Origin of the sequence: Brevibacterium sp. CFH 10365 (genome assembly GCF_009299785.1) — a bacterium.
GTDB classification, from domain to species: Bacteria; Actinomycetota; Actinomycetes; order Actinomycetales; family Brevibacteriaceae; genus Brevibacterium; species Brevibacterium limosum.
Window position 1 is genome coordinate 22,447 of record NZ_VIGO01000013.1, and the last position, 20,656, is coordinate 43,102.

At 66.2% G+C, this 20,656-nt stretch carries 20 protein-coding genes; 9 read left to right on the top strand and 11 right to left on the bottom strand.

Annotated features, from left to right (window positions below):
* A complete protein-coding gene (locus FHG09_RS18830; protein WP_152349181.1) occupies positions 1-225 on the bottom strand; it encodes a hypothetical protein in 225 nt (74 codons plus the stop codon).
* A 57-nt stretch (positions 226-282) separates the two neighbouring features.
* Here FHG09_RS18830 and FHG09_RS18835 point away from each other — a divergent pair, with 57 nt between their 5' ends.
* From FHG09_RS18835 to FHG09_RS18850, 4 genes are all read left to right on the top strand, one after another.
* Entirely contained in the window at positions 283-753 is a 471-nt protein-coding gene (locus tag FHG09_RS18835; RefSeq protein ID WP_152349182.1) for a GNAT family N-acetyltransferase, read from the top strand.
* 235 nt (positions 754-988) lie between these two features.
* A complete protein-coding gene (locus FHG09_RS18840) occupies positions 989-1,615 on the top strand; it encodes a M23 family metallopeptidase (protein ID WP_152349183.1) in 627 nt (208 codons plus the stop codon).
* A gap of 192 nt (positions 1,616-1,807) precedes the next feature.
* A complete protein-coding gene (locus tag FHG09_RS18845) occupies positions 1,808-3,331 on the top strand; it encodes an aldehyde dehydrogenase family protein (protein WP_152349184.1) in 1,524 nt (507 codons plus the stop codon).
* Complete coding sequence (locus FHG09_RS18850; protein WP_152349185.1) at positions 3,331-3,750, top strand: DUF779 domain-containing protein; 420 nt, start codon at positions 3,331-3,333, stop codon at positions 3,748-3,750. Before FHG09_RS18845 ends, FHG09_RS18850 begins: the two co-directional genes overlap by 1 nt.
* 25 nt (positions 3,751-3,775) lie before the next feature.
* Here the strand turns inward: FHG09_RS18850 and FHG09_RS18855 are convergent, their stop codons facing one another.
* Positions 3,776-4,300, bottom strand: a complete 525-nt coding sequence (locus FHG09_RS18855) for an XRE family transcriptional regulator (RefSeq protein ID WP_319803272.1) — start codon at positions 4,298-4,300, stop codon at positions 3,776-3,778.
* Between the two features lie 185 nt (positions 4,301-4,485).
* Here FHG09_RS18855 and FHG09_RS18860 point away from each other — a divergent pair, with 185 nt between their 5' ends.
* Positions 4,486-5,451 carry an NAD(P)/FAD-dependent oxidoreductase gene (locus FHG09_RS18860; RefSeq protein ID WP_152349186.1) on the top strand — a complete coding sequence of 322 codons (966 nt, stop codon included), beginning with the start codon at positions 4,486-4,488 and terminating at the stop codon, positions 5,449-5,451.
* On the top strand, positions 5,451-6,122 hold the full coding sequence (locus FHG09_RS18865; RefSeq protein ID WP_152349187.1) for a class I SAM-dependent methyltransferase: 672 nt from the start codon (positions 5,451-5,453) through the stop codon (positions 6,120-6,122). The genes FHG09_RS18860 and FHG09_RS18865 overlap by 1 nt, the downstream gene beginning before the upstream one ends.
* On the opposite strand, the gene FHG09_RS18870 is transcribed toward FHG09_RS18865, so the two are convergent.
* Genes FHG09_RS18870 through FHG09_RS18895 form a run of 6 tightly spaced genes read right to left on the bottom strand, consistent with a single transcriptional unit; the run spans position 6,058 to position 13,815 of the window.
* Entirely contained in the window at positions 6,058-7,395 is a 1,338-nt protein-coding gene (locus FHG09_RS18870; protein ID WP_152349188.1) for an alkylhydroperoxidase domain protein, read from the bottom strand. The genes FHG09_RS18865 and FHG09_RS18870 overlap by 65 nt on opposite strands.
* Position 7,396: 1 nt before the next feature.
* Positions 7,397-8,464, bottom strand: a complete 1,068-nt coding sequence (locus FHG09_RS18875) for a putative FMN-dependent luciferase-like monooxygenase (protein ID WP_152349189.1) — start codon at positions 8,462-8,464, stop codon at positions 7,397-7,399.
* A gap of 5 nt (positions 8,465-8,469) precedes the next feature.
* On the bottom strand, positions 8,470-10,164 hold the full coding sequence (locus tag FHG09_RS18880) for a dipeptide ABC transporter ATP-binding protein (protein WP_152349190.1): 1,695 nt from the start codon (positions 10,162-10,164) through the stop codon (positions 8,470-8,472).
* A complete protein-coding gene (locus tag FHG09_RS18885; protein WP_152349191.1) occupies positions 10,161-11,033 on the bottom strand; it encodes an ABC transporter permease in 873 nt (290 codons plus the stop codon). The genes FHG09_RS18880 and FHG09_RS18885 overlap by 4 nt, the downstream gene beginning before the upstream one ends.
* Positions 11,030-12,109 (bottom strand): ABC transporter permease, encoded by a 1,080-nt coding sequence (locus tag FHG09_RS18890; protein ID WP_152349192.1) that lies wholly within the window; start codon positions 12,107-12,109, stop codon positions 11,030-11,032. The genes FHG09_RS18885 and FHG09_RS18890 overlap by 4 nt, the downstream gene beginning before the upstream one ends.
* Complete coding sequence (locus FHG09_RS18895) at positions 12,106-13,815, bottom strand: TIGR04028 family ABC transporter substrate-binding protein (protein ID WP_152349193.1); 1,710 nt, start codon at positions 13,813-13,815, stop codon at positions 12,106-12,108. Before FHG09_RS18895 ends, FHG09_RS18890 begins: the two co-directional genes overlap by 4 nt.
* A gap of 458 nt (positions 13,816-14,273) precedes the next feature.
* On the opposite strand from FHG09_RS18895, the gene FHG09_RS18900 reads away from it, so the two are divergent.
* The 3 genes from FHG09_RS18900 to FHG09_RS18910 all read left to right on the top strand — a co-directional run bounded on the left by FHG09_RS18900 (position 14,274) and on the right by FHG09_RS18910 (position 18,468).
* Entirely contained in the window at positions 14,274-14,942 is a 669-nt protein-coding gene (locus FHG09_RS18900) for a VOC family protein (RefSeq protein ID WP_152349194.1), read from the top strand.
* A 62-nt stretch (positions 14,943-15,004) separates the two neighbouring features.
* On the top strand, positions 15,005-15,802 hold the full coding sequence (locus tag FHG09_RS18905; protein WP_227492880.1) for a DUF3152 domain-containing protein: 798 nt from the start codon (positions 15,005-15,007) through the stop codon (positions 15,800-15,802).
* A gap of 116 nt (positions 15,803-15,918) precedes the next feature.
* Positions 15,919-18,468, top strand: a complete 2,550-nt coding sequence (locus tag FHG09_RS18910) for an ATP-dependent Clp protease ATP-binding subunit (protein WP_152349195.1) — start codon at positions 15,919-15,921, stop codon at positions 18,466-18,468.
* Between the two features lie 136 nt (positions 18,469-18,604).
* Here the strand turns inward: FHG09_RS18910 and FHG09_RS18915 are convergent, their stop codons facing one another.
* From FHG09_RS18915 to FHG09_RS18925, 3 genes are all read right to left on the bottom strand, one after another.
* Entirely contained in the window at positions 18,605-19,417 is an 813-nt protein-coding gene (locus tag FHG09_RS18915; protein ID WP_152349196.1) for a YidC/Oxa1 family membrane protein insertase, read from the bottom strand.
* A gap of 164 nt (positions 19,418-19,581) precedes the next feature.
* Positions 19,582-19,887, bottom strand: coding sequence for a hypothetical protein (locus tag FHG09_RS18920; RefSeq protein ID WP_152349197.1), 306 nt, complete (start codon positions 19,885-19,887; stop codon positions 19,582-19,584).
* 52 nt (positions 19,888-19,939) lie between these two features.
* Positions 19,940-20,578, bottom strand: a complete 639-nt coding sequence (locus tag FHG09_RS18925; RefSeq protein WP_152349198.1) for an endonuclease — start codon at positions 20,576-20,578, stop codon at positions 19,940-19,942.
* Positions 20,579-20,656 lie beyond the last annotated feature (78 nt).

Below are 20,656 nucleotides of genomic sequence, written 5' to 3' on the forward strand. Positions count from 1 at the left end.
TCAGCTCTGGTCGTCGTGATCGCCGGTGCCGAAGCGGGTGACGATGACGTGAATGATGAGCTTGACGAGGTAATATGCGCCGAAGTATCCGGCTCCTGCTGCGACCAGAGTGACAAGCAGGTTGCTCTCTCCGGTTCCGGCCATGGCCAACCCCGCGAAGATCGCGGCAGAGATCGCCGCGAGGTAGGGGATCAGACGAAGGACGGGGGAGTCGGGTTCGCTCATGGTGGCGAGTCTAGCAACGGGTGTCGGCGGCCCGGCCTCCCACCTATGATGTGCTTCATGACAGAGTCTGGCTGGACGACCAACCGCGACGATGCGGTCCCCGAGGATGTGGAACGACTGCTCGCGACCGTGCCGGAATGGTTCGGCAGGCCCGAATCCAACGCCGAATACATCGACGACGCACGCACCATGGAGACGTGGACGGTGCGCGACGACAGCGGACGAGTCGTCGGCGTCACGTTGGTGACGCACCATTTCCCGCAGACCAGCGAGATCCATTTCACCGTCGTTGATCGCTGCGTCCACGGCGGGGGAGTCGGGACTGCCATGATCGAAGCCGTCACCGATGGTGTGCGGGCTCGTGGAGCGAAGCTGCTGCAGGTGAAGACTCTCGGACCGTCGAAGGAGGATCCGAACTATGCGCGGACGCGACACTTCTACGAAAAGATGGGCTTCCTCCCCCTCGAGGAGACCGAGCTGTGGGGCGAGGGCGCCCCCTGCCTCATCATGGTCAAGGCGCTGGTATGACTGGGCCCGTCTTTCCGCCGTGGCCGGCGACTTCGCCCGTTCGCGGACGACTTCGCCTGCGACCCGTGGAAATGCGAGACAGTGCAATGGCGCGTGAGCTCTCGACCGATCCCTACGTGCCTCTGACGGGGTCGTTGCCGAGCTGCGCGACGGAGTATGAGGCGAAGGCATGGGTGAGACGACAGCGCAGGGATATGGTTCTCTACGCTGCCATTCGGCAGACCGGGCTCGCACGATGACGGATCCGACGGAAGCTGCTGGTCTCGACCTGGACTTCCCCTTCACCGGCCGATGGCTGGTGCAGAACAGCCCAGCCGATCGCGTACCGAGTCACGGTACGACGATGTTCGCGTCCTCGTTCAGCATCGACTTCGTACCGGTCGACGACGCGGGGCGTTCGGCGGCGTTCACTGTCGGATCGCTGTTCCGGTCCGAACCTCCGGAGAATTTCACGGGCTTCGGCCGGCCCGTGCTCGCCCCGACCGATGGCACCGTGATGACCGTCCACGATTCCGAACTCGATCATCGTGCCTATCGGGGTCTGCCCTCGCTCGGCTATGCGCTGACTCAGCACAGGCGTGCTGCAAAGGGGTGGTGGGCGCTTGCCGGGAACCACGTCATGGTCAGGAGCTCCGGCGGAATCGTGGCTCTGTGCCATCTGCAGCGGGGCAGCGCTCAGGTTCGACCGGGCCAGAAGGTGCAGATCGGCCAAGAGATCGGCCGCTGCGGGAATTCGGGCAACAGCACGGAACCTCACCTGCACGTCCAAGCGATCGACAGCCCTGACATCGAGCGAGCCGCCGCTCGCCGAATATCGTTCAGAGGTTCCTTACCGTCAAATGGTTCGATCATCTCTTGCTGAGACGCGAAGCGCCACATCCAGGGTACCGTTCGGCTCTCTGGCGAACTTCCCGCCGAGACCCGCCGACCTATTGTCCTTGCGGGCGGTCCGGCCTAAGGTGAGAGGACGCTGTCCATCGACTCGGCGAGCACCGGTCAGTGCACCGGACGTGACAGAACAATCCGAGCGGACGGACTCACACGAAGGAGTGTCATGGCAGTCTACTCAGCACCCGGTACCGACGGCGCGCTCGTCACGTTCAAGCCCCGTTATGAGAATTACATCGGAGGAGAGTGGGTGCCGCCGAAGGACGGCAACTACTTCGAGAACATCACCCCCGTCACCGGGCAGGCCTTCACCGAGATTCCCAGCTCCACCGCTGACGATGTCGAGACCGCCGTCGATGCCGCCTGGGCGGCGGCGCCGGCCTGGGGCAAGACGTCGGTCGCCGAACGTTCGAACGTCCTGTTGAAGATCGCCGACCGCATCGAGTCCAATCTCGAGATGCTCGCCGTCGCCGAAACCTGGGACAACGGCAAGGGAATCCGCGAGCCGCTGGCCGCAGACCTACCGTTGGCCGTCGACCACTTCCGCTACTTCGCGTCCGCCATCAGGGCGCAGGAAGGCGGCATCTCACAGATCGACGACGACACCGTGGCCTACCATTTCCACGAGCCGCTCGGCGTGGTCGGACAGATCATCCCCTGGAACTTCCCGCTTCTCATGGCCACGTGGAAGCTCGCCCCGGCGCTCGCCGCCGGCAACTGCGTCGTCCTCAAACCGGCCGAGCAGACGCCGGCCTCGATCCTCGTCCTCGCCGAACTCATCGGCGACCTGCTGCCTCCCGGCGTCCTCAACATCATCAACGGCTTCGGCGTCGAAGCCGGCAAACCGCTGGCGTCGAACAAACGCATCCGCAAGGTCGCGTTCACCGGTGAGACGACGACCGGCCGACTGATCATGCAGTACGCTTCGCAGAACATCATCCCGGTGACCCTGGAACTCGGAGGCAAGTCGCCGAACATCTTCTTCGATGACGTCATGGCTGCCGACGACAGTTTCCGTGACAAAGCGCTTGAAGGCTTTGCGATGTTCGCGCTCAATCAGGGCGAGGTCTGCACCTGTCCGTCGCGTGCCCTCGTCCAGGACTCGATCTTCGACGACTTCGTCGCCGCTGGCGTCGAACGCGTCCGGTCGATCAAACAGGGCAACCCGCTCGACACCGACACCCAGGTCGGTGCGCAGGCCTCGAATGATCAGTTCGAGAAGATCATGTCCTACCTCAAGATCGGCAAGGACGAAGGCGCCGAGGTGCTCATCGGCGGCGACAAGGCCGAACTCGACGGAGATCTCGCCGGTGGGTTCTACATCCAGCCGACGATCTTCAAGGGCACGAACGCGATGCGCGTGTTCCAGGAGGAGATCTTCGGGCCCGTAGTGGCGCTGACCTCGTTCTCCGACTACGACGACGCGATCGCCACCGCCAACGACACCCTCTACGGCCTCGGCGCCGGAGTCTGGGCCCGCACCGGCAACACCGCCTACCGGGCCGGGCGCGACATCCAAGCCGGTCGTGTGTGGGTGAACAACTATCACGCCTACCCGGCCCACGCTGCGTTCGGCGGATACAAATCCTCGGGCATCGGACGTGAGAACCACAAGATGATGCTCGACCACTACCAGCAGACGAAGAACCTGCTGGTCAGCTACTCCGAAAATGCACAAGGATTCTTCTGATGAGTGAAACAGCCGAAACAGCCGCTCTCGAATCGACACCGACGATCGAGGGCGAAGAGAAATCGCGGGTGGCGATGACTCAGGCCGCCATCGACCTGCTTGCCGGCCTCGTCGACAAACACGGACAGCTCATGTTCCACCAGTCCGGCGGTTGCTGTGACGGCTCGTCGCCCATGTGCTTCCCCGAAGGCGACTTCCTCACCTCGGAAGCCGATGTGCTGCTCGGACACTTCGAACTGCCCATCGACGATGCCGAGAAGGCCGGACTGGACTTCTGGATGTCGGTCGAGCAGTTCGAATACTGGAAGCACACGCATCTGACGATCGATGTGGTGCCGGGACGGGGGAGCGGCTTCAGCGTCGAATCACCGACGGGAAACCGCTTCATCATCCGCTCGACGCTCATGGACGTCGCCTGAAGCACCCGCGCTGCCGGGACCGATGCTACTCGGAGCCGGAGCGTTTCGGGGCTGCTCTGAGGTGGGCACGTTCTCCTTGCTTCCCAATGAGGCTGAGGAACTCGACCGGCCCTGAACTGGTGGCCCCGAACCAGTGCGGGGTGCGGGTGTCGAACTCGGCGGCTTCCCCCGGCTCGAGGATGAGGTCGTGCTCGCCGAGGACGAGCCGCAGTCTGCCGTTGAGGACGAATGCCCAGTCGTAGCCCTCATGGGTGCGCAGATCGGGTTCAGCGTCGTCAGCACCTGCGGGAAGGACGAACTTGTACGCCTGAATGCCTCCGGCGCGCCGGGTCAGCGGGAGGACGGTCCGACCATCCCGGGTTGGGAGCGGGCGAAGGTTGACGCGAGGATCCCCGGTCGCGGGTGCGTCGACGAGCTCGTCCAAGGTGGCCCCGAATGCGCGCGCCAGGGGGAGGAGCTGTTCAAGTGTGGGACGCCGGCGACCGGCTTCGAGTCGTGACAGAGTGCTGATCGAGATGCCGGTCTCCTCGGCGAGGTCGCTCAGCGTGATGTCGCGGCGCTAACGCAGATGCTTCAGCCGAGGTCCGACGGCATCGAGGGTGCGGTTCATGAGATCGTCCATACTCTCCAGTTTGCCATTTGGAAAAGGTGTTTGCAATTGAGACCGATTGTCATCATCATCGAATCAGCGGAACGCCAGAGCGGCAGTTCCGAATTCGCCGAGAGGACAACGACATGGCAGGACCGAAGAGCGGAATCAGAGACGTCATCATCATCGGAGCGGGGGCGGCTGGCCTCAGCGCCGCACTGACATTGACTCGTGCCCGCCGTACGGTGACGGTGGTCGACGCGGGGCAGCCGCGCAACGCGCCCGCAGACGGAGTGCACGGGCTCCTCGGTCTTGAAGGCATCAGCCCCAGCGAGCTCAGGACCCGAGGACGGGACGAGGTGCTCGGCTACGGCGGTGAGATCGTCGATGACGAGGCTGTCGAGGTCACCCGCAGCGCAGAGGGCTTCACGGTCAGCCTGCGCAGCGGCGATTCCATCGAAAGCAGACGACTGCTCGTCGCAACCGGTCTCGTCGATGAGCTTCCCGAGATCCCCGGCGTACGCGAACAGTGGGGACGCGGAGTCCTCCACTGCCCGTACTGCCACGGATGGGAAGTGCGCGACAGCCGCATCGGCGTATTGGTCACCAACCCGATGGCCGTCCACAAGGCCTTTCTGTTCCGTCAGTGGAGCTCCCAGGTGATGCTGTTCACCGGCGACCATGAGCTCAGCGAAGACGAGCGGATCAAGCTTCGAGCCCTTGACATCCCCGTGGTCGACGGGGGAATCGAGAGCCTGGAGATCGTCGATGATCGGCTCACCGGGGTGCGACTGAGCACCGGGCGGGTCGTTGAGATCGACGCTGCTGTCGTGGCCACGCCGATGGTGGCCCGGGCCGAGCTCTTCGCAGGAATCGGCCTTGAGCCCACCGAACATCCAGCGGGAGCCTTCATCGAGACCGACTCCTTCGGTCAGACCTCCGCGCCGGGCGTCTGGGTCGCCGGCAACGCCACTGACATCGGCGCGCAGGTCAGCGGTGCGGTAGCCGCTGGAGCACTCGCGGCACAGCACATCAACACGGATCTCATCTTCAAAGATCTTGACCGGGCAGCCGCGGAGCTGGACCGCGACAACGATGGGGCGGTCGCGTGATGACACACTCATTCGACAGAAAGTACTGGGACCAGCTGTGGACGGGCGAACGCGGCCAGCGGATGGATTCCGGGGAACCGAATCCCCATCTCGTCCGGGAGATCGGCGGACTCCGCCCCGGAACTGCCCTCGATGCGGGCTGCGGAGCGGGTGCCGAAGCGATCTGGTTGGCGGCCAACGGGTGGGACGTGACTGGGGCAGACGTCGCCGACGCGGCACTGGATTATGCAGCGGACCGAGCTGCTGCAGCCGGGGTCGTCGGCGACGTGCGCTGGATCCGGGCGGACCTCTCTGTCTGGGAACCCGAGACGCAGTATGACCTGGTGACCACGCATTACGCGCATCCCGCCATACCGCAGCTGGAGTTCTACGACCGCCTCGCCTCCTGGGTCGCGCCGGAAGGAACCCTGCTCATCGTCGGTCACCTCCACCAGCACAGTTCAGCCGGGGACACCCACCCGCCGAGCGAGGCCACCGCCACGGCCGCCGCAATCACGAGTCGTTTCGATCCCAGCGAGTGGGAGATCGTCACCGCCGAGGAGTCGCATCGGTCCGTGATCGGGCCCGGTGGTCGCCCCAACCGCATCGACGACGTCGTCGTCAGGCTCACTTCCCGGCGTTCAGCACCTCAGGCTCGCCCAGGGAGAGCATCAGCCGGTTCGCCCAGTTGAAGAATGCCGCGCAGCCCAGCACGTCGATGATGTCCCCGTCCTCAAGGCCGACCTCGCGCAGCGCGCTGACATGGTGCGGGCCGAAGGCCTGCGGGGTCAGGGTGAGTGCTGCCGAGGCATCGACAACGGCATTCCAGAGCGGATCGCCGAGATCGGATTTCGCGCCGATGGGCTCATCGAGAAGGCGCTGGACCACGTCCCGTCGTCCCGACTCCTCGGTGGCACGGTGCGAATGGATCGAGGCGCAGAACAGGCATCCGTTGAGGCGTGAGGCCGCTGTCGCCGCGAGTTCGCGTTCGGCCCGCCCCAGGCCATCGGTTGTGTTGAAGAAGATGTCGAAGTCGGTCAGGGTTCGTGCCTTGAGCGCGGCCGGATCTCTTGCGAGCAGCCGGAAGTAGGGGTTCTTCGCCCGTCCTGCCTCGATGAGTGCATCTGACTGCGCATCACTGAGGTCCGACTCGGCGACGGGCGCGATCCAGGGCACCCACCCGAGTCCCGACTGTTGGAACAGTTCGGGACGAGCCAGATCAGGGTAGGTGCTCACCCGCTCGCCCACCGTCTCCAGTGCCTCGCCCGCTTTCGAAGAGACGAGGGAGCCCTGTGCCGAGGCGAACGCACCGTCATCGGTCGACGGAACCTCGTCCGCGGCCGGAGGCCCGGCTGCCGCCGGAGCGTGGGCCAACGCCGCAAGGCCGGTGCTGATGCGGATCTGGAAGTTGAGGAACGAGACGAGCTGGGCGAGGGTGACGATTCCGTCCTCGTCCCAACCCGCAGCGAGCAGCAGCGCCAGATGCTCGGGCCGAGCATCGCGCGGATGAAGGACCAGCATGTGCGCGAACTCGAGGCCGGCGGCCAGCAGCGGACCGAGCACCTCGATGGACTTCTCGCCGAGGCTCAGCCAGGGACCGGTCACGTTCTCATCGGCCAGCGCCGCAGATTCGAAGGTGCCGTAGGGGCCGCGGACAGAAGAGAGCGAGTCAAGTTCGAGCAGCACGTCGTCGAGGATTTCGGCGATCGTCCAGGAGGCGGCCTCGTCCTCGTCACGGAGCAGGTCACGGTAGAACTCCTCGGCGACGGGGGCACCGAGGAGGCCGGCGGTGAACGCGGACACGGCATAGCGGTCCCGGAAGCTCACAACTTTCGGATCAGCGGGCTCGAGCAGGGCTTCGAAGCTGCGCTGCGCATTCTCCTTCGCCTGCGCCCGGTGATCGCGGAGGGCATCGAGAGGATCCTTCGCCGCGATTCCCGCGAGGAGGTTGATGATATCGGCCATCTCAGTGCACCCGCTCCTTGGTCACGGCGAACCCGAGAGCCGGGGCCACCTCGGTGGCGAGCAGTTCGATCGAGCGCAGAGCGGTCTCGTTCGTCGCCGGAACAGAATGCACTTGGAAGCTGACATCCGTGGCCTGGTCGAGCACCCGGTCATGGCTCAGCCGTTCGCTCACCTGCTCGGGGGTGCCGAGGTAGGTGTCGGTGGCGACGAGGAGCTCATTGAGGCTGAGCCCGGAGGTGTCATAGCCGACGAGGCGGTCGGCCTCGGCCCGCAGCGCGGGTTCGGTGATCTCGCGCAGCCTCGGCAGATCCGCGGCATCGGCGACCACGGCGGTGCGTGAGGCGAGGATGCGCGGTTCGAGTCCAACCGGCAGCTGGGAGAGATAGGTGTCGATGACGGGCAGCTGCACCTCGTCGAGGCGAGCCCCCGGATCGTCATGTGGGCGCGGTTGAGTCCGCGAGAGCATGAGTCCGTCCCCGGCAGCGCCGGCCGCACCGGCTCCGCCCGAGGAGAAGGTCGCCTGCCACAGTCGCCGGTCAAGGCTCGGACGCTCCGTTCCAGGGGCAGGGTAGAGGCGGTGGTCGGTGGGCAGCCGGTCGCCGGCGAACAGTGTGCGCAGGGTCGTGAGGTTCTCGGCGAAGGCCTCGCGGCGGTCAGCGAAGCTTGTGCCGAAGGCCGGGAAGGACTTCGGATTCCCACCTGAGCCCAGGCCGATCTCGAGGCGCCCGGCGGCGAGCTCGTCGACGACGGCGGCGTCTTCGGCCACGCGCACCGCATTCTCCATCGGCAGGGTGATGATCGCCGTGCCCAGCGAGATGCGACTGGTGCGTGCAGCGGCGTGGGAGAGGAAGACGAGCGGGGACGGCAGCCCGCCCTCTGCCGCGGAGAAGTGGTGTTGGGCGACCCATGCGGAATGGAAGCCGAAGTCCTCGGCCGTCTCGATCTGTTCGAGGGCGAAGCGGTAGCGCTGCGCGGCTGGGGCGTCCTCGAGCAGGCGGGTGAAGAATCCGAGCTTCGGCTCGGTCGTGGCAGTGCCGGTCGCCTGGGTGTCGGTGGGTTGAGGGGTCATGGTTCTCAGCTTTCTGCTGCTGCGGTGAGCAGGGTCGGGGTTGCCGGTCGAATGTGTGCAGGCGCTGCATCCGTCGACAGCGTCGCGGGACGTGGGATCGCCTCGAGCAGAGTGCGTGTATAGGCCGAGCGCGGGCGGGTGAAGATCTCTTCGGTCGCACCGTCGTCGACGAGATGCCCGTGCGACATCACGGATACCGTATCAGCGATCTGACGGACGACGGCGAGGTCATGGGTGATGAAGACGTAGGTCAGACCGAGCTCCCTCTGCAGCCGGTCGAGCAGGGTCAGGATCTGCGCCTGCACGGTCACGTCGAGGGCGGAGACCGCTTCGTCGAAGACGACCAGTTCGGGCTCGACGATGAGGGCGCGAGCGATCGCGACCCGCTGCAGCTGGCCGCCGGAGAGCTCTGCCGGACGCCGGTCGAGGAAGTCGTTCGGCAGCGCCACCCGATCCATCGCTTCGGCGACGAGACCTGGCCGGGAAGCACGGTCGCCGAGGCGGAAGTTGCGCAGAGGCTCGGTCAGGGTCGAGCGGACCGAGTGCTTGGGATCGAGCGCGGAGAACGGGTTCTGATGTACGAGCTGGACGGTGCGACGGAACTCCCGCAGCCGCTGCCGTGAGGGACGACCGCGTCCGAGCTCGGCGGCGTCGAAGTCACCGATGCGCACATGTCCGGACTGCGGTGTGAGGAACCCGGTCAGCGCCTTGCCCGTGGTCGTCTTGCCCGAACCCGATTCGCCGACGAGACCGTGCGTGGCCCCGCGTGCCACCGTGAAGTCCACGCCGTGGACACCGGTGATCTGATCACCGGCTCGGTCGAAGATGTGGGTGAGTGATTCGACGGAGACGAACGGACGCGCGGACTGCCCGGCCGCCTCGGCGCGGGGAGGACGAGCCTTCGTCTGCAGTGCGGGGGCGTCGGAGACGAGGCGGGAGGTGTACGCGGTGGCCGGGTCCGAGAAGACCCGACCGGCCCGACCCGATTCGACGATGCGTCCGCCCTGCATGACCACGACCTCGTCGGCGCGCTCGCCGGCGACCGCCAGATCATGGGTGATGAAGAGGATGCCCATCCCGGTCTCGGCGCGCAGTTCGTCGAGGAGGTCGAGGACCTGCTTCTGCACGGTGACGTCGAGCGCGGAGGTGGGTTCGTCGGCGATGAGCAGGCGCGGGCGCAGCGCGATGGCAGCGGCGATGAGCACACGCTGCCGCAACCCGCCCGAGAGCTCGTGCGGGAACTGGTCGGCCCGCTTCTCCGGCTGATCGATTCCGACCCGGGCCAGCAGTTCGATGACCTGGGCGCGGGCCTCGGCCCGGTTCGCCCGGCGGTGGATGTGCAGCGCCTCGGCGACGGATCTGCCCACGGTCTGCAGCGGATTGAGAGATGACCCGGGATCCTGTGGGACATAGCCGATCTGGGAACCGCGCACACCGCGCCAACCGGAGGTGCCCAGGGCCAGCAGATCGAGATCGCCGAGGCGGATCCGCCCGGCCGCGACCTGCGCCGCAGGTGGGAGGAGCCCGATGACGGCGTTCGCCGTCGTCGACTTTCCCGATCCGGATTCGCCGACCACTGCGGTCATCGAACCGGGGCGGACCACGAGGTCGAGTTCGCTCACGGCGGGTGCCGTCGGGCCGCCTCGGTGGGTGTATTCGACGGAGAGACCGTCGATGCGCAGCAGTGAGGCGTCGGTCATGATGTCACCTTTCGCAGGGTGTTGCCGATCTGGTGGGTGGCGAGCACGATGGCCATGACCACGAGGCCGGGCAGCACGGTCAGCCACCATGCGGTGGCGACGAAGTTGCGGCCCTCGGCGATGATGAGACCCCATTCGGGGGTCGGCGGCGGGGTGCCGTAGCCGAGGAATCCGAGCGTGGAGATCTGGAGGATCGCCGAACCGACCTGGAGCACCGCCAGGGACAGCACGGGAGAGATCGAGTTCGGGAGGATGTGGCGGATGAGGACGGAGAAGAAGGTGCCGCCGGAGCCGTAGGCTGCGGCCACGAAGTCGCTCGTGTTGATCTGCACCGCCTGCGACCGGGCGAGACGGGCGAACTGGGCGATGGCGGTGACTCCGACGGCGATGGCCGCATTGATCGTGCCGAAGCCGAGGACGACGACGATCGAGAGGCTGAGCAGGATCGCGGGAATGGACAGCAGCACGTCGATCAATCGCATGAGCACATCGTCGACGAGCCCGCGCCTGGTGCCTGCGATGAGCCCGATCGCGGTGCCGACGACCAGCCCGACCCCGACGGCCACGAGCGCGGCGAGCAGGGACTGGGAGGCGCCGTAGACGACGCGGGTGAAGGCGTCCCGACCGGTCTGGTCGGTGCCGAACCAATGCTCGAGGCTCGGTGCCAGCAGGGCGGTCGTGTCTCCTCCGTCATTGGGGTCGAAATGGGTGAAGAGGCCGGGGACCAGCGCCCAGGCGATGGCGATGAGCAGCACCAGTCCTGAGGCGATGGTGGCCGGGGTGAGCGCGGCGCGTGCCCGACCGCCGCGTGCGCGTGTGCGCTTCGGGCTCGTGCCCTGGCTGCGGGTGAAGACGTCGGCGATGCTCATGAGTCCTTCTCCTTCGTCTCGTCGTCCCAGTCGAGGTCGACGCCGACGCTGGCGGCGGTCGCCGTCAGCGCCCGACGTGTGGGTTCGTCGTGGCTGCGCAGGGATCTGCCCGCCGAGGCGGCGCTGCGTTTGGTGCGCAGTCGCACGTCGATGACGGGGTAGAGGAGGTCGACTGCCAGATTGATGATGACGTAGCCGAAGGTGGCGATGACCACGACGGCGAGCAGGATCGGATTGTCCCGGTGGGTCACCGCTTGAGCGGTGATGAGTCCGATGCCGTTGCGGCCGAACACGGTCTCGGTGACCACGGCCCCGGCGACGAGCTCACCGAAGACGAGTCCGATGATCGTCAGTCCCGGCAGCACCGCGTTGCGGGCGACGGTGTGGACGAGGATCCACAGTTCGGAGGCGCCCTTTGCGGTGGTGACCTTGACGAATCCGGAGGCCTGCACCTCCGTGATGGAACGGATGAGCACCTGAGCGATCGGGGCCGAGAGCGGAACCGCCACGGTCAGGGTCGGCAGTACGAGCGCCTCGGCGGGGCCGGGGTCGACGACGGAGACGAGACCGAGCTGGAAGGAGAAGACCTGGATGAGCAGGATTCCGAGCCAGAACACGGGGATGGAGATGAAGAGGCTGGGCACCGAGTCGAGGATCCGACGGATTCGTGCGCCCGGACCGGTGGCCGGGCCGAAGGTCGCGAAGACGGCGATGACGACGGCGAGGACGAGGGCGGTGACGAACCCGGAGGCCGCGAGCACCGCTGTCGACGGCAGAGCCGCCGCGATGATCGTCGACACGGCTGCACCGGTCTGGACCGAATAGCCGAAGTCCCCGGTGAGGAAACCGGTGATGCTGGTGAGGTATTTGCCGAACCAGGAGTCGTCGGCGCCGGTGGCCTCACGGATCTCGGCGATCTGGTCGGGGGACAGGCCCAGTGCGGGGTCGGCGAAGCGGGCGGTGACTCCGTCGCCGGGGATGAGGCTGAGCAGGATGAACGCCGCGGTGAACGCGAGCAGCAGCACCAGGACCGCTTGGCCCAGGCGGAGGATGAGGTAGCGGGTGTCGAGGATCATTTCTCTCCTGCCAGCCAGGTGCTGTAGAAATCGGGACGTCCGACGGGTTCGGTGGTGAAGCCGTGGACACGGCGGCGGAATGCGAAGACCTGAGGCTCTTCGAAGAACGGCAGCACATAGGCCTGGTCGACGAGGTGGTTCTGGACCGCCTCGGCGGCCTGCTGTCGTTGCTTATGATCCGGTTCGGATGCCAACTCTTCGAGGAGTTCGTCGATCTTCGCATCGACCGAATCGTCCTCGGCGTCCGTGCGGTCGACTCCGTTGAGGAAGACGTCGCGGTTGACCGAGGAGTAGTTCGAGCGCAGATTGTCGAAATCGGCGCGGGCGACCATCGAATGGTAGATCTGCACGGTGTCGAGTTCGAGAGCGTCGAGAGTCTGCTTCGATTGGTCCCCGGGGTTGATCGACAGGCGCACACCGACTCGGCGCAGCTGCTGTTGGATGAGGGTCTGCACTTCGTTCGACCGCGGCTGCGGCAGTGCGATATTCACCGTCAGAGCCAGCGGCTGCCCGTCCTTGATGCGGTAGCCCTGTCCGTTGCGTTCGCTCCACCCGGCCTTGTCGAGGAGGCGGTCGGCCCTGTCCGGGTCGAACTCCCAGGAACCCGACTGATCGGTGTAGCCCATTGCGCCCTTGGCCAGCAGGCCCGTGGCCAGCGGGTAGTTCGGGGTGAAGAGCTTGTCGACGATCTCCTGTCGGTCGATGGCGGCGATCAGTGCCCGACGGACGTCGATATCGGCCAGCAGGTCGTGGCGGAACCGGAAGTTGATGCTGTTGTTGATTCCGTTCGTCGCCTTCGCATAGAGGCGCAGCCCCTGTTCGGTCACGCGGGACTCATCGGGGGCCTGGACGTCGCGGACGCCGTCGGCCTGTCCCGAGAGCACGGCACCGATGCGGACGGAGTATTCGTTGTTGGTCAGAAAGTCGATGCCGTCGAGGTGGGCACGCCCCTGATGCTTCAGGTGCGGGGGTGCCCAGTCGTAGTCTTCGCGGACACGGACGGAGAGCTTCGTGCCGATGGTCTCGGCGGTGATGTGGAAGGGCCCGCAGGTGTGGATCTGCGTGGCTCCGCCCGGGCCGAATCCGTCGGCGTCGAGTGCGAGGGTGGAATCGGCGAGCAGTCCGGCGTTCATCGTCGACGTCGCCTGGGCGAAACCGGGGGAGGGTGCCGAGAAGTGGAACCGCACCCGATGCTCGTCGAGGACTTCGCTGCGTTCATAGTTCGAGATCTGCTCGGACACCGGCAGCGTGCGTGCTTCGTCGCCGCGACCGAAGAGGTCGAAGTTCTTCGCGACGTTCGCCGGGGTCAGCGGCGAACCGTCCGAGTAGGTCACGCCCTCACGGATGGTGAACGTATAGGCCGTCGCGTCGGCATTCGTCTCCGGCAGTTCGGTGGCCAGCCAGGGATGCAGCTCGAGGGTCTCCGGATCCTGCCACAGCAGCCTCGCGGAGATGTTGTTCATGATTCCGCCGTTGGGGTAGAAACCGACCGACGGCGGGTAGAGCAGAGTCCAGGTCTGGGGTTCGAAGTAAGTGAGCACCCCACCGCGTACGGGTTCGCTCTCAGCCAGGGAGCCGGAGTCGTGCGGAGTGCAGGCGCTGAGGGTGAGCAGAGTGCCGAAACCGAGACCGAGGCTGAGAGCCGAGCGGCGGTTGAGGTGGCGCTGAGTCAGACGCGCGTGGGTGGAGAGACGGTGATCCGTCATTGAAGACGTCCTTCGGGCAAGTGGGATGGAACTGAGAGAACTGAGCAGGATAGTTCAACAATATGCGGACATTGCGGGTGTCATTGAAGGCAGGCAGAGGCAGTGTCCGGCGCGGAGCCCGAAGTGGATGTGCATGCCTCGAGTTAAGCGCATCCGTGTAATCGCCGTCAATCCGGGGCTTAATATTGAGACATGTTGAGCAATTCGAACTTCGAACATCTGGTCATCGCCGTTCCTGATCTTCAAGAGTGTGTTGAGCAATCAGAGGCTCGACTCGGGGTAAAGTCGGCGGACGGTGATGTGAACCCGTCACGGCTGCTGCCGGGTCACGGGAACCGCGCGTCCACCTCGGCGCGGTCCTCGACTTCTTCGGCTGCGCCCTCGACATCATTGCCCTCGATGCCGAAGAGGGGGAGACTGAAGGCCTACACGCTGATTTCGAAAGGTCCGGGTGGATCATGGACGCTCTGAACACCATTCCCGCTGAACTCGACCACCTCATCATCACGGTGCCCGACCTCGAGGCCGGGGTCGCTGCCGTGGAGGCGGCCACGGGGCTGCGCGCAGTTCCCGGCGGCTCACACCCGGGGCGGGGGACGGCGAACTTCCTCCTCGGACTCGCCCCTGCGGGCTGGCCGGAGGGAGCGCACACCTACCTTGAGATCCTCGGCCCCGACCCGCAACAGGAGCCGACCGTCGACGGCACCCTGCCGCTCGACGCACATCTGGCCACAGAGCCGACCCTGCAGACCTGGGCCATCCACCCGCCAGCGTTCCTCGCGAAGATCGCGGCCGCGAACACCGCCGGGATCGACTTCGGTGAAGTCCAGGACATGGCCCGCGACACCGCCGAGGGGGACCGCCTCGAATGGCGACTGACCACGCGCTCCCCGCTGCCGCACGAGGGTGCGCAGCCGTTCCTCATCGACTGGGGCGAATCCGTCCACCCCGCCGAGGCGGGCCTGCCCACCCTCGAGCTGCTCGAATTCCGCGTGGAATCCCCGGAGCCCGAGGCGGCGCGGCAGGTGCTCGAGGAGCTCGGCGCCGGTGACACCACGGTGGTCGAAGGGCCCGACTGCCGCCTGCGGGCGCGTCTGCGCGGCCCCGGCGGCGTCCTCGAGTTCTGACATCACCGAAAACCGGCAGTTCACCCGCCGCAGCGCCGCGTGCTGCGGCTAGACTCGCAGGCGTGCTCAGTCGAACCCGCATCGCCTCCCGCCCACGCCTCCGCGCCCTGACCTCCCTTGCCGCTGCCTCGCTGCTCATCGGGCTGAGCGCCTGCGCACCCGCAGCCGAAGACGAGACCCGACCGACTCCGCAGGCGGCCGAAACACAGGTCGCATCGCCTGACCCGAGCGGTGAAGCAGGTGATAAGCCGAGCGGCGAACCGACGGAGTCGCCCACGCCCACCGAGACCGCGAGCGTCGACGACGCCGGCGCGGCAGGAGTCAGCGAAGCCGATATCGACACGCACGGCAGCGGGAAATGGGACCGGCCGAAAGAGGAGGCCGGGCCCAACCGTGACGACGGCACAACCTTCAAGGTCGCACTCCGCGTCGAAGACAACCTGCCCATCGACGTCGACCAGGCAGGGGACTTCATCATCAAGACCCTGCAGGACGAGCGCGGCTGGCAGGGCATCGACGACGTCTCCATCGAGCTCGTCGACGAGGGCCAGGACACGATGATCTCCATCGCCAGCCCCGACACCGTCGACGAGATGTGTCTGCCCCTGCGTACTCTGGGCAAGCTCTCGTGCCGCAACGGGCCCAACGTCATCCTCAACGCCAAACGCTGGGTTTCTGCCACGGACGAATTCGACGACATCGTCCAGTACAGGCAGTACCTCATCAACCACGAGGTCGGTCACGCGCTGGGCCACGGCCACGAATCCTGCCCCGGCCCGGGCCAGACCGCCCCACTCATGCAGCAGCAGACGAAGGGTCTGCAGGGCTGCAAACCCAACGGGTGGCCATCGAAGGGCTGATCGCACGCATGCCCGCCGTTGCGTGTGACGGCGGCCTCAGCCTCCTCGGGAATAACAACGACCCTCCGCCTGTTGATTGAGTCGTATACGCTCAACTTTGAAAGAGGAGGTCAGCTTTGGCCACATTCTTCGGACCCGCAGGCTCGGGCGGAGACTCGTTCGACGAGTTCCTCGCTCGTTTCCTCCAGGGACAGACCGGAGCCCGCCGAGGCCGTTCCGTCGACATCAACCGGCTGCTGAGCAAGCGCAGCCATGAAGTCATCGAGGCGGCCGCGGAGTTCGCGGGCCGTCACGGCCAGTCCGAGGTCGACGCACTCCATATCCTGCGCACCATGGTCGATTCCGAACCCGGCATCTCCGCGGTGCGCCAAGCAGGTGCCGATCCCGAGGCCATCGCCGCCAGCGTCGAAGAGCGCCTTCCGGCCAGCACCGACACTGAGGCGGATTCCACGCCCACACTGACCGGTTCTGCCCAGCGCGCTCTGCTCGACGCCTACCAGGTGGCGCGGGCCTTCGGGTCGACCTACATCGATCCGGAGCACATGTTCTTCGCCTTCGTGCTCAATCAGGAGATGCCCGCCGGGCGGATCCTCGCGCAGGCGGGAGTCACGCAGGCAGCCCTGCAGGCCGGTGCCGAGGCGGCCGAAGCCGCAGGCATGCACCCCGGTCCGGACGCCGACGGTGAGGACGGTCAGGAATCCGTGCTGGAGAAGTTCGGCACCGACCTCACCGAACTCGCCGCCGAAGGCAAGCTCGATCCCGTCATCGGCCGCTCGGAAGAGATCGAGCAGACGATCGAGATCCTCGCCCGCCGGACGAAGAACAACCCGGTCCTCCTCGGCGAGGCCGGTGTCGGCAAGACCGCGGTCGCCGAGGGCCTGGCTCAGGCCATCCACTCGGGCGAGGTGCCCAAGCAGCTGCAGGGCAAGCGCATCCTCGCTCTCGACATGCCCGGAATGCTCGCGGGCACCCGCTACCGCGGTGACTTCGAGGAGCGTCTGACCGGAGCACTGAACGAGATCGCCGACGACGGAGACATGATCGTCTTCGTCGACGAACTCCACACCCTCGTCGGCGCCGGCGGCAACGGCGAAGCGAACTCGATGGATGCCGGAAACATCCTCAAACCGCGCCTGGCCCGCGGCGATCTGCACATGATCGGCGCGACCACGCTCAAGGAGTACCGCACCATCGAGAAGGATTCGGCTCTCGAACGCCGCTTCCAGCCGGTGACCGTGGGCGAGCCGAGCGTCGAGGACGCGGTGACGATCATCGACGGACTCAAGGACCGCTACGCAGAGTTCCACGAGGTCACCTACACCGCCGAGGCGGTCCGGGCCGCCGTGGAGCTGTCGAACCGCTACATCACCGACCGGTTCCTGCCGGACAAGGCCATCGACCTCATCGACCAGGCCGGTGCCCGGATGTCGCTGGGGCGCGGTCCCGGCGTCGACATCGACGCACTCAAGCTCAAGCTCTCCGAGCTCGAAGCGGAGAAGAAGTCCGCGATCGAGGTCGAGGACTACGAGCGCGCCGGTCGTGTCCGCGATGAGATCAACGAGGTGGCCGCCCGGATCGAATCCGCCGAGAACCCGGACGCGCAGGCCGCGCAGACCGCTGCCGCCGAGGCGATCATCGGTGAGCAGGAGATCGCTCATGTGGTCTCCCGCGCCACCGGAATCCCGGCAGCACGGATGACGCAGAGCCAGAAGATGCGTCTGGCGAACATGGAAGAGGTCCTCCACGACCGTGTGATCGGTCAGGACGAGGCCGTGACTGCCGTGTCGCGTGCCATCCGCCGCAGCCAGACGGGCATGGCCGATCCCAACCGGCCGATCGGCAGCTTCCTCTTCCTCGGCCCCACCGGTGTCGGCAAGACCGAGCTGGCGAAGGCTCTGGCACAGACCCTGTTCGACGACGAGTCGGCCATGATCCGCTTCGATATGAGCGAGTTCGGCGAACGCCACACGGTGTCGCGTCTCGTCGGTGCTCCTCCCGGCTACGTCGGCTACGACGAGGCCGGCCAGCTGACGGAGAAGGTCCGCCGCCGCCCGTATTCGGTCATCCTGCTCGACGAGGTCGAAAAGGCCCACCCGGATGCGTTCAACCTGCTGCTGCAGGTCCTCGACGACGGACGTCTCACCGACGGCCAGGGCCGCACGGTCGACTTCCGCAACACCGTGATCATCATGACCTCGAACCTCGGTTCCGAGTTCATGTCCGGCACTCCGCTGGGCTTCGCCTCCGGTGCCGCCGGGGATGCGGAGAAGGATCTCAAGGCCAAGGTCATGGGCCGGCTCAAGGAGTTCATGCGTCCGGAGTTCATCAACCGCATCGACGACACCGTGATGTTCTCGCGGCTCGATCGCGAGCAGCTGCGCTCCATCGTCGATCATCAGCTCGCCACGTCGAAGAAGCGTCTCGAGGCTCAGGGCATCGCCCTCGACGTCTCGGCAGAGGCTCTCGACTGGCTCGCCGATGAAGGCTACGAACCCGAGTTCGGTGCCCGTCCGCTGCGTCGCGCGATCCAGCGCGAACTCGACGACCGCATCGCCGATCTCCTCGTCACCGAGGCGGTCGAAGAGGGCGGCACCGTGCGTGCCACCGTCGTCGACGGTGCTCTCAAGGTCGTGGCTGGCACCCGACCGGAGCCGATCATCGCCTGATCACCGAGGCGGCCCTGCACCGGCCGTCGGCGCAGAGAGCCGCTTTCGATTCGAAGCCGGAAGGAGCCCGGGCCGAAAGATTCCGATCTTTCGTCCCGGGCTCCCTCATCTCCGTGGCCGGCACCGTGTGTCTGGTTCAGTCACCGACTCGGGAGGACTCCTCCCGTTGCGGTTCGTTTGCCCCGAGGACGTGGTTGAGCACGAGCCGTTCGCCGAGCGTCCACGTGGTCGTCGTCGCCAGATAGAGCGCAGCGGCCAAGGGGACGAAGAGCGCGAAGATCGCAGTGAGGAAGGGCATGAAGCTCAGGGTCTTCATCACTCCTGACAGATCCGGCATCGCCGGAGCATCAGCTCCGTTCTTCGTCGAGGGAACGGCCGGGGTCTCGGGCACGGCCGGGGTGAGCAGGTGCCTTGAGAACCCGGCGACGACGGCGATGAGCACGACGAGGACGAGGTAGACCGTGATCGCTGTTCCGGTCAGATCTCCGGCGCCGAGCAGCTTGACGAAGCTCGTGTTCAACGGCAGGCCGAAGAGAGTATGCCCGAGCAGCTCATTGGCATGCCCGCCGATCGTCGAATTGATGAAGAGCCCATAGACCGCCATGAGCACGGGCATCTGCGCGAGCACCGGCAGACACCCGGCGAAAGGGGAGGCGTTCTCCTCCTTGTACAGTTCCATGAGCTTCTGCTGCATGAGCTCGGGCTGCTTCTTGAATTTCGTCTGCAGCTTACTGATCCTCGGCGCCAGACGTTTCCGAGTGATGCCGGCTCTGACCTGCGACACCCCGACGGGAATGAGCACGGCGCGGACGAGGACGGTGAGCACGATGACGGCTAGGGCCGCACTGTGAGCCCCGGCGAGGGGTTCGAGAATGTCGCTGATCCCCGTGACCACCGTGTAGGCGGCTTCGACGAGCAGGCGGATGGGCAGAAATTCGTAGATGTTCACGGGTGTGTGTCCTTCGGACAGGGCGCGCTGGGGCGCGGTTGACGTGGGTCGTTGGCGGCCACCACCGTGAGGACTGACTCAGACGCATCGCTGCGCACAGACGAAGGAAGATCGCCCGCGCCGAGGCGGGGAGGCGTTCCGTGCGGAACGCGAGGTGAGGTCGTTCAGGCGATGGCGCGAACGACGCGTGAGGGGGCTCTGGGCAGAGCAGTACCCGGAGTGCCGGGTGCCTCCGGCATGCGGAATTCGCGAGTGCTTCGGCGCGTATCCGGCAATGACGGCGGACGCGCGGACAGCGACAGCACGCGCAGCAGAGCGATGCTCGCCCATGCGGCGATCGGCGTCAGCAGGGCCGCGCCGAGGAGAGCCAGAACGATGAGATGAATGGGGGACTGGGGAACGACCGAGTCGAGGTCAGCAGAGAGCACGACGACGAGCAGCTGCAGAGTCAGCCACAGATTCGCCATCATCTCATCCCCTTTCGTGTGCGTCGATGCTAGCACGCGAGCCTGTGCGGAGGTCTCAGTCCTGCGCGTCGGCGGCGAGGTCCGGATCTCGGGCGAGACGCACGAGCGCGGCCGCGAGTCCTGCGAGGTCCTCGTCGTCGACCAACGCGGCCAGCTTCTCGTCCTGCTCCGGCAGCCCGGCCGTCTTCGCGCCCTTGCGAACGAGCGGGTCGAAGGCTGGCCTCACCGAGGGCCAGACCTGCTGGACCTCTCGGAGGAAGATGGACGCCCCGGTCGGACCGATCCCGGTGAATTCCTGCAGGAGACCCGAAATCCGACGAGGCTGCCCCTCGGCCTCATCGCGCAGCTTCCGCAGGTCCCCGTCCCATCGGTCGATGAGCAGATCGGCGGCCTCGGCCAGACGGGTGGCGGTGCTCTCGTCGTAGCGGCGATACCCGCCGCGTCCGAGCGCATCGACGCGCTGCTGCCACGTGCTCGCGCGCAGACGCTGCGGCGTTCTCCACTTCGCCGAGAACAGCTCGCGCGCGCTCGCGAGGGCGATGTCGGAGCTGATGCGCGTGGACAGGAGCAGGCTGAGGACGAGCAGCTGCCACAGCGGGGCCGGCTTGTCCCGGAGTGTGATCGCGGCCTCCGCGGCGAATGTGCGACCGTGCGCATCGATGAGGTGACCGGCCCGATCTCGCTGTGTGCTCATGCCGTCGATCCTAAGCCCGCGCCCGGACGAAGAGTCAAGGGTCGCCGGAGCCTCAGATGTGCCCGTCCGCTCACAGCG

Coding starts and splice junctions, on each gene's coding strand:
- FHG09_RS18830 (WP_152349181.1), bottom strand. CDS start 225: ATGAGCGAACCCGACTCCCCCGTCCTTCGTCTGATCCCCTACCTCGCG.
- FHG09_RS18835 (WP_152349182.1), top strand. CDS start 283: ATGACAGAGTCTGGCTGGACGACCAACCGCGACGATGCGGTCCCCGAG.
- FHG09_RS18840 (WP_152349183.1), top strand. CDS start 989: ATGACGGATCCGACGGAAGCTGCTGGTCTCGACCTGGACTTCCCCTTC.
- FHG09_RS18845 (WP_152349184.1), top strand. CDS start 1,808: ATGGCAGTCTACTCAGCACCCGGTACCGACGGCGCGCTCGTCACGTTC.
- FHG09_RS18850 (WP_152349185.1), top strand. CDS start 3,331: ATGAGTGAAACAGCCGAAACAGCCGCTCTCGAATCGACACCGACGATC.
- FHG09_RS18860 (WP_152349186.1), top strand. CDS start 4,486: ATGGCAGGACCGAAGAGCGGAATCAGAGACGTCATCATCATCGGAGCG.
- FHG09_RS18865 (WP_152349187.1), top strand. CDS start 5,451: ATGACACACTCATTCGACAGAAAGTACTGGGACCAGCTGTGGACGGGC.
- FHG09_RS18870 (WP_152349188.1), bottom strand. CDS start 7,395: ATGGCCGATATCATCAACCTCCTCGCGGGAATCGCGGCGAAGGATCCT.
- FHG09_RS18875 (WP_152349189.1), bottom strand. CDS start 8,464: ATGACCCCTCAACCCACCGACACCCAGGCGACCGGCACTGCCACGACC.
- FHG09_RS18880 (WP_152349190.1), bottom strand. CDS start 10,164: ATGACCGACGCCTCACTGCTGCGCATCGACGGTCTCTCCGTCGAATAC.
- FHG09_RS18885 (WP_152349191.1), bottom strand. CDS start 11,033: ATGAGCATCGCCGACGTCTTCACCCGCAGCCAGGGCACGAGCCCGAAG.
- FHG09_RS18890 (WP_152349192.1), bottom strand. CDS start 12,109: ATGATCCTCGACACCCGCTACCTCATCCTCCGCCTGGGCCAAGCGGTC.
- FHG09_RS18895 (WP_152349193.1), bottom strand. CDS start 13,815: ATGACGGATCACCGTCTCTCCACCCACGCGCGTCTGACTCAGCGCCAC.
- FHG09_RS18900 (WP_152349194.1), top strand. CDS start 14,274: ATGGACGCTCTGAACACCATTCCCGCTGAACTCGACCACCTCATCATC.
- FHG09_RS18920 (WP_152349197.1), bottom strand. CDS start 19,887: ATGATGGCGAATCTGTGGCTGACTCTGCAGCTGCTCGTCGTCGTGCTC.
- FHG09_RS18925 (WP_152349198.1), bottom strand. CDS start 20,578: ATGAGCACACAGCGAGATCGGGCCGGTCACCTCATCGATGCGCACGGT.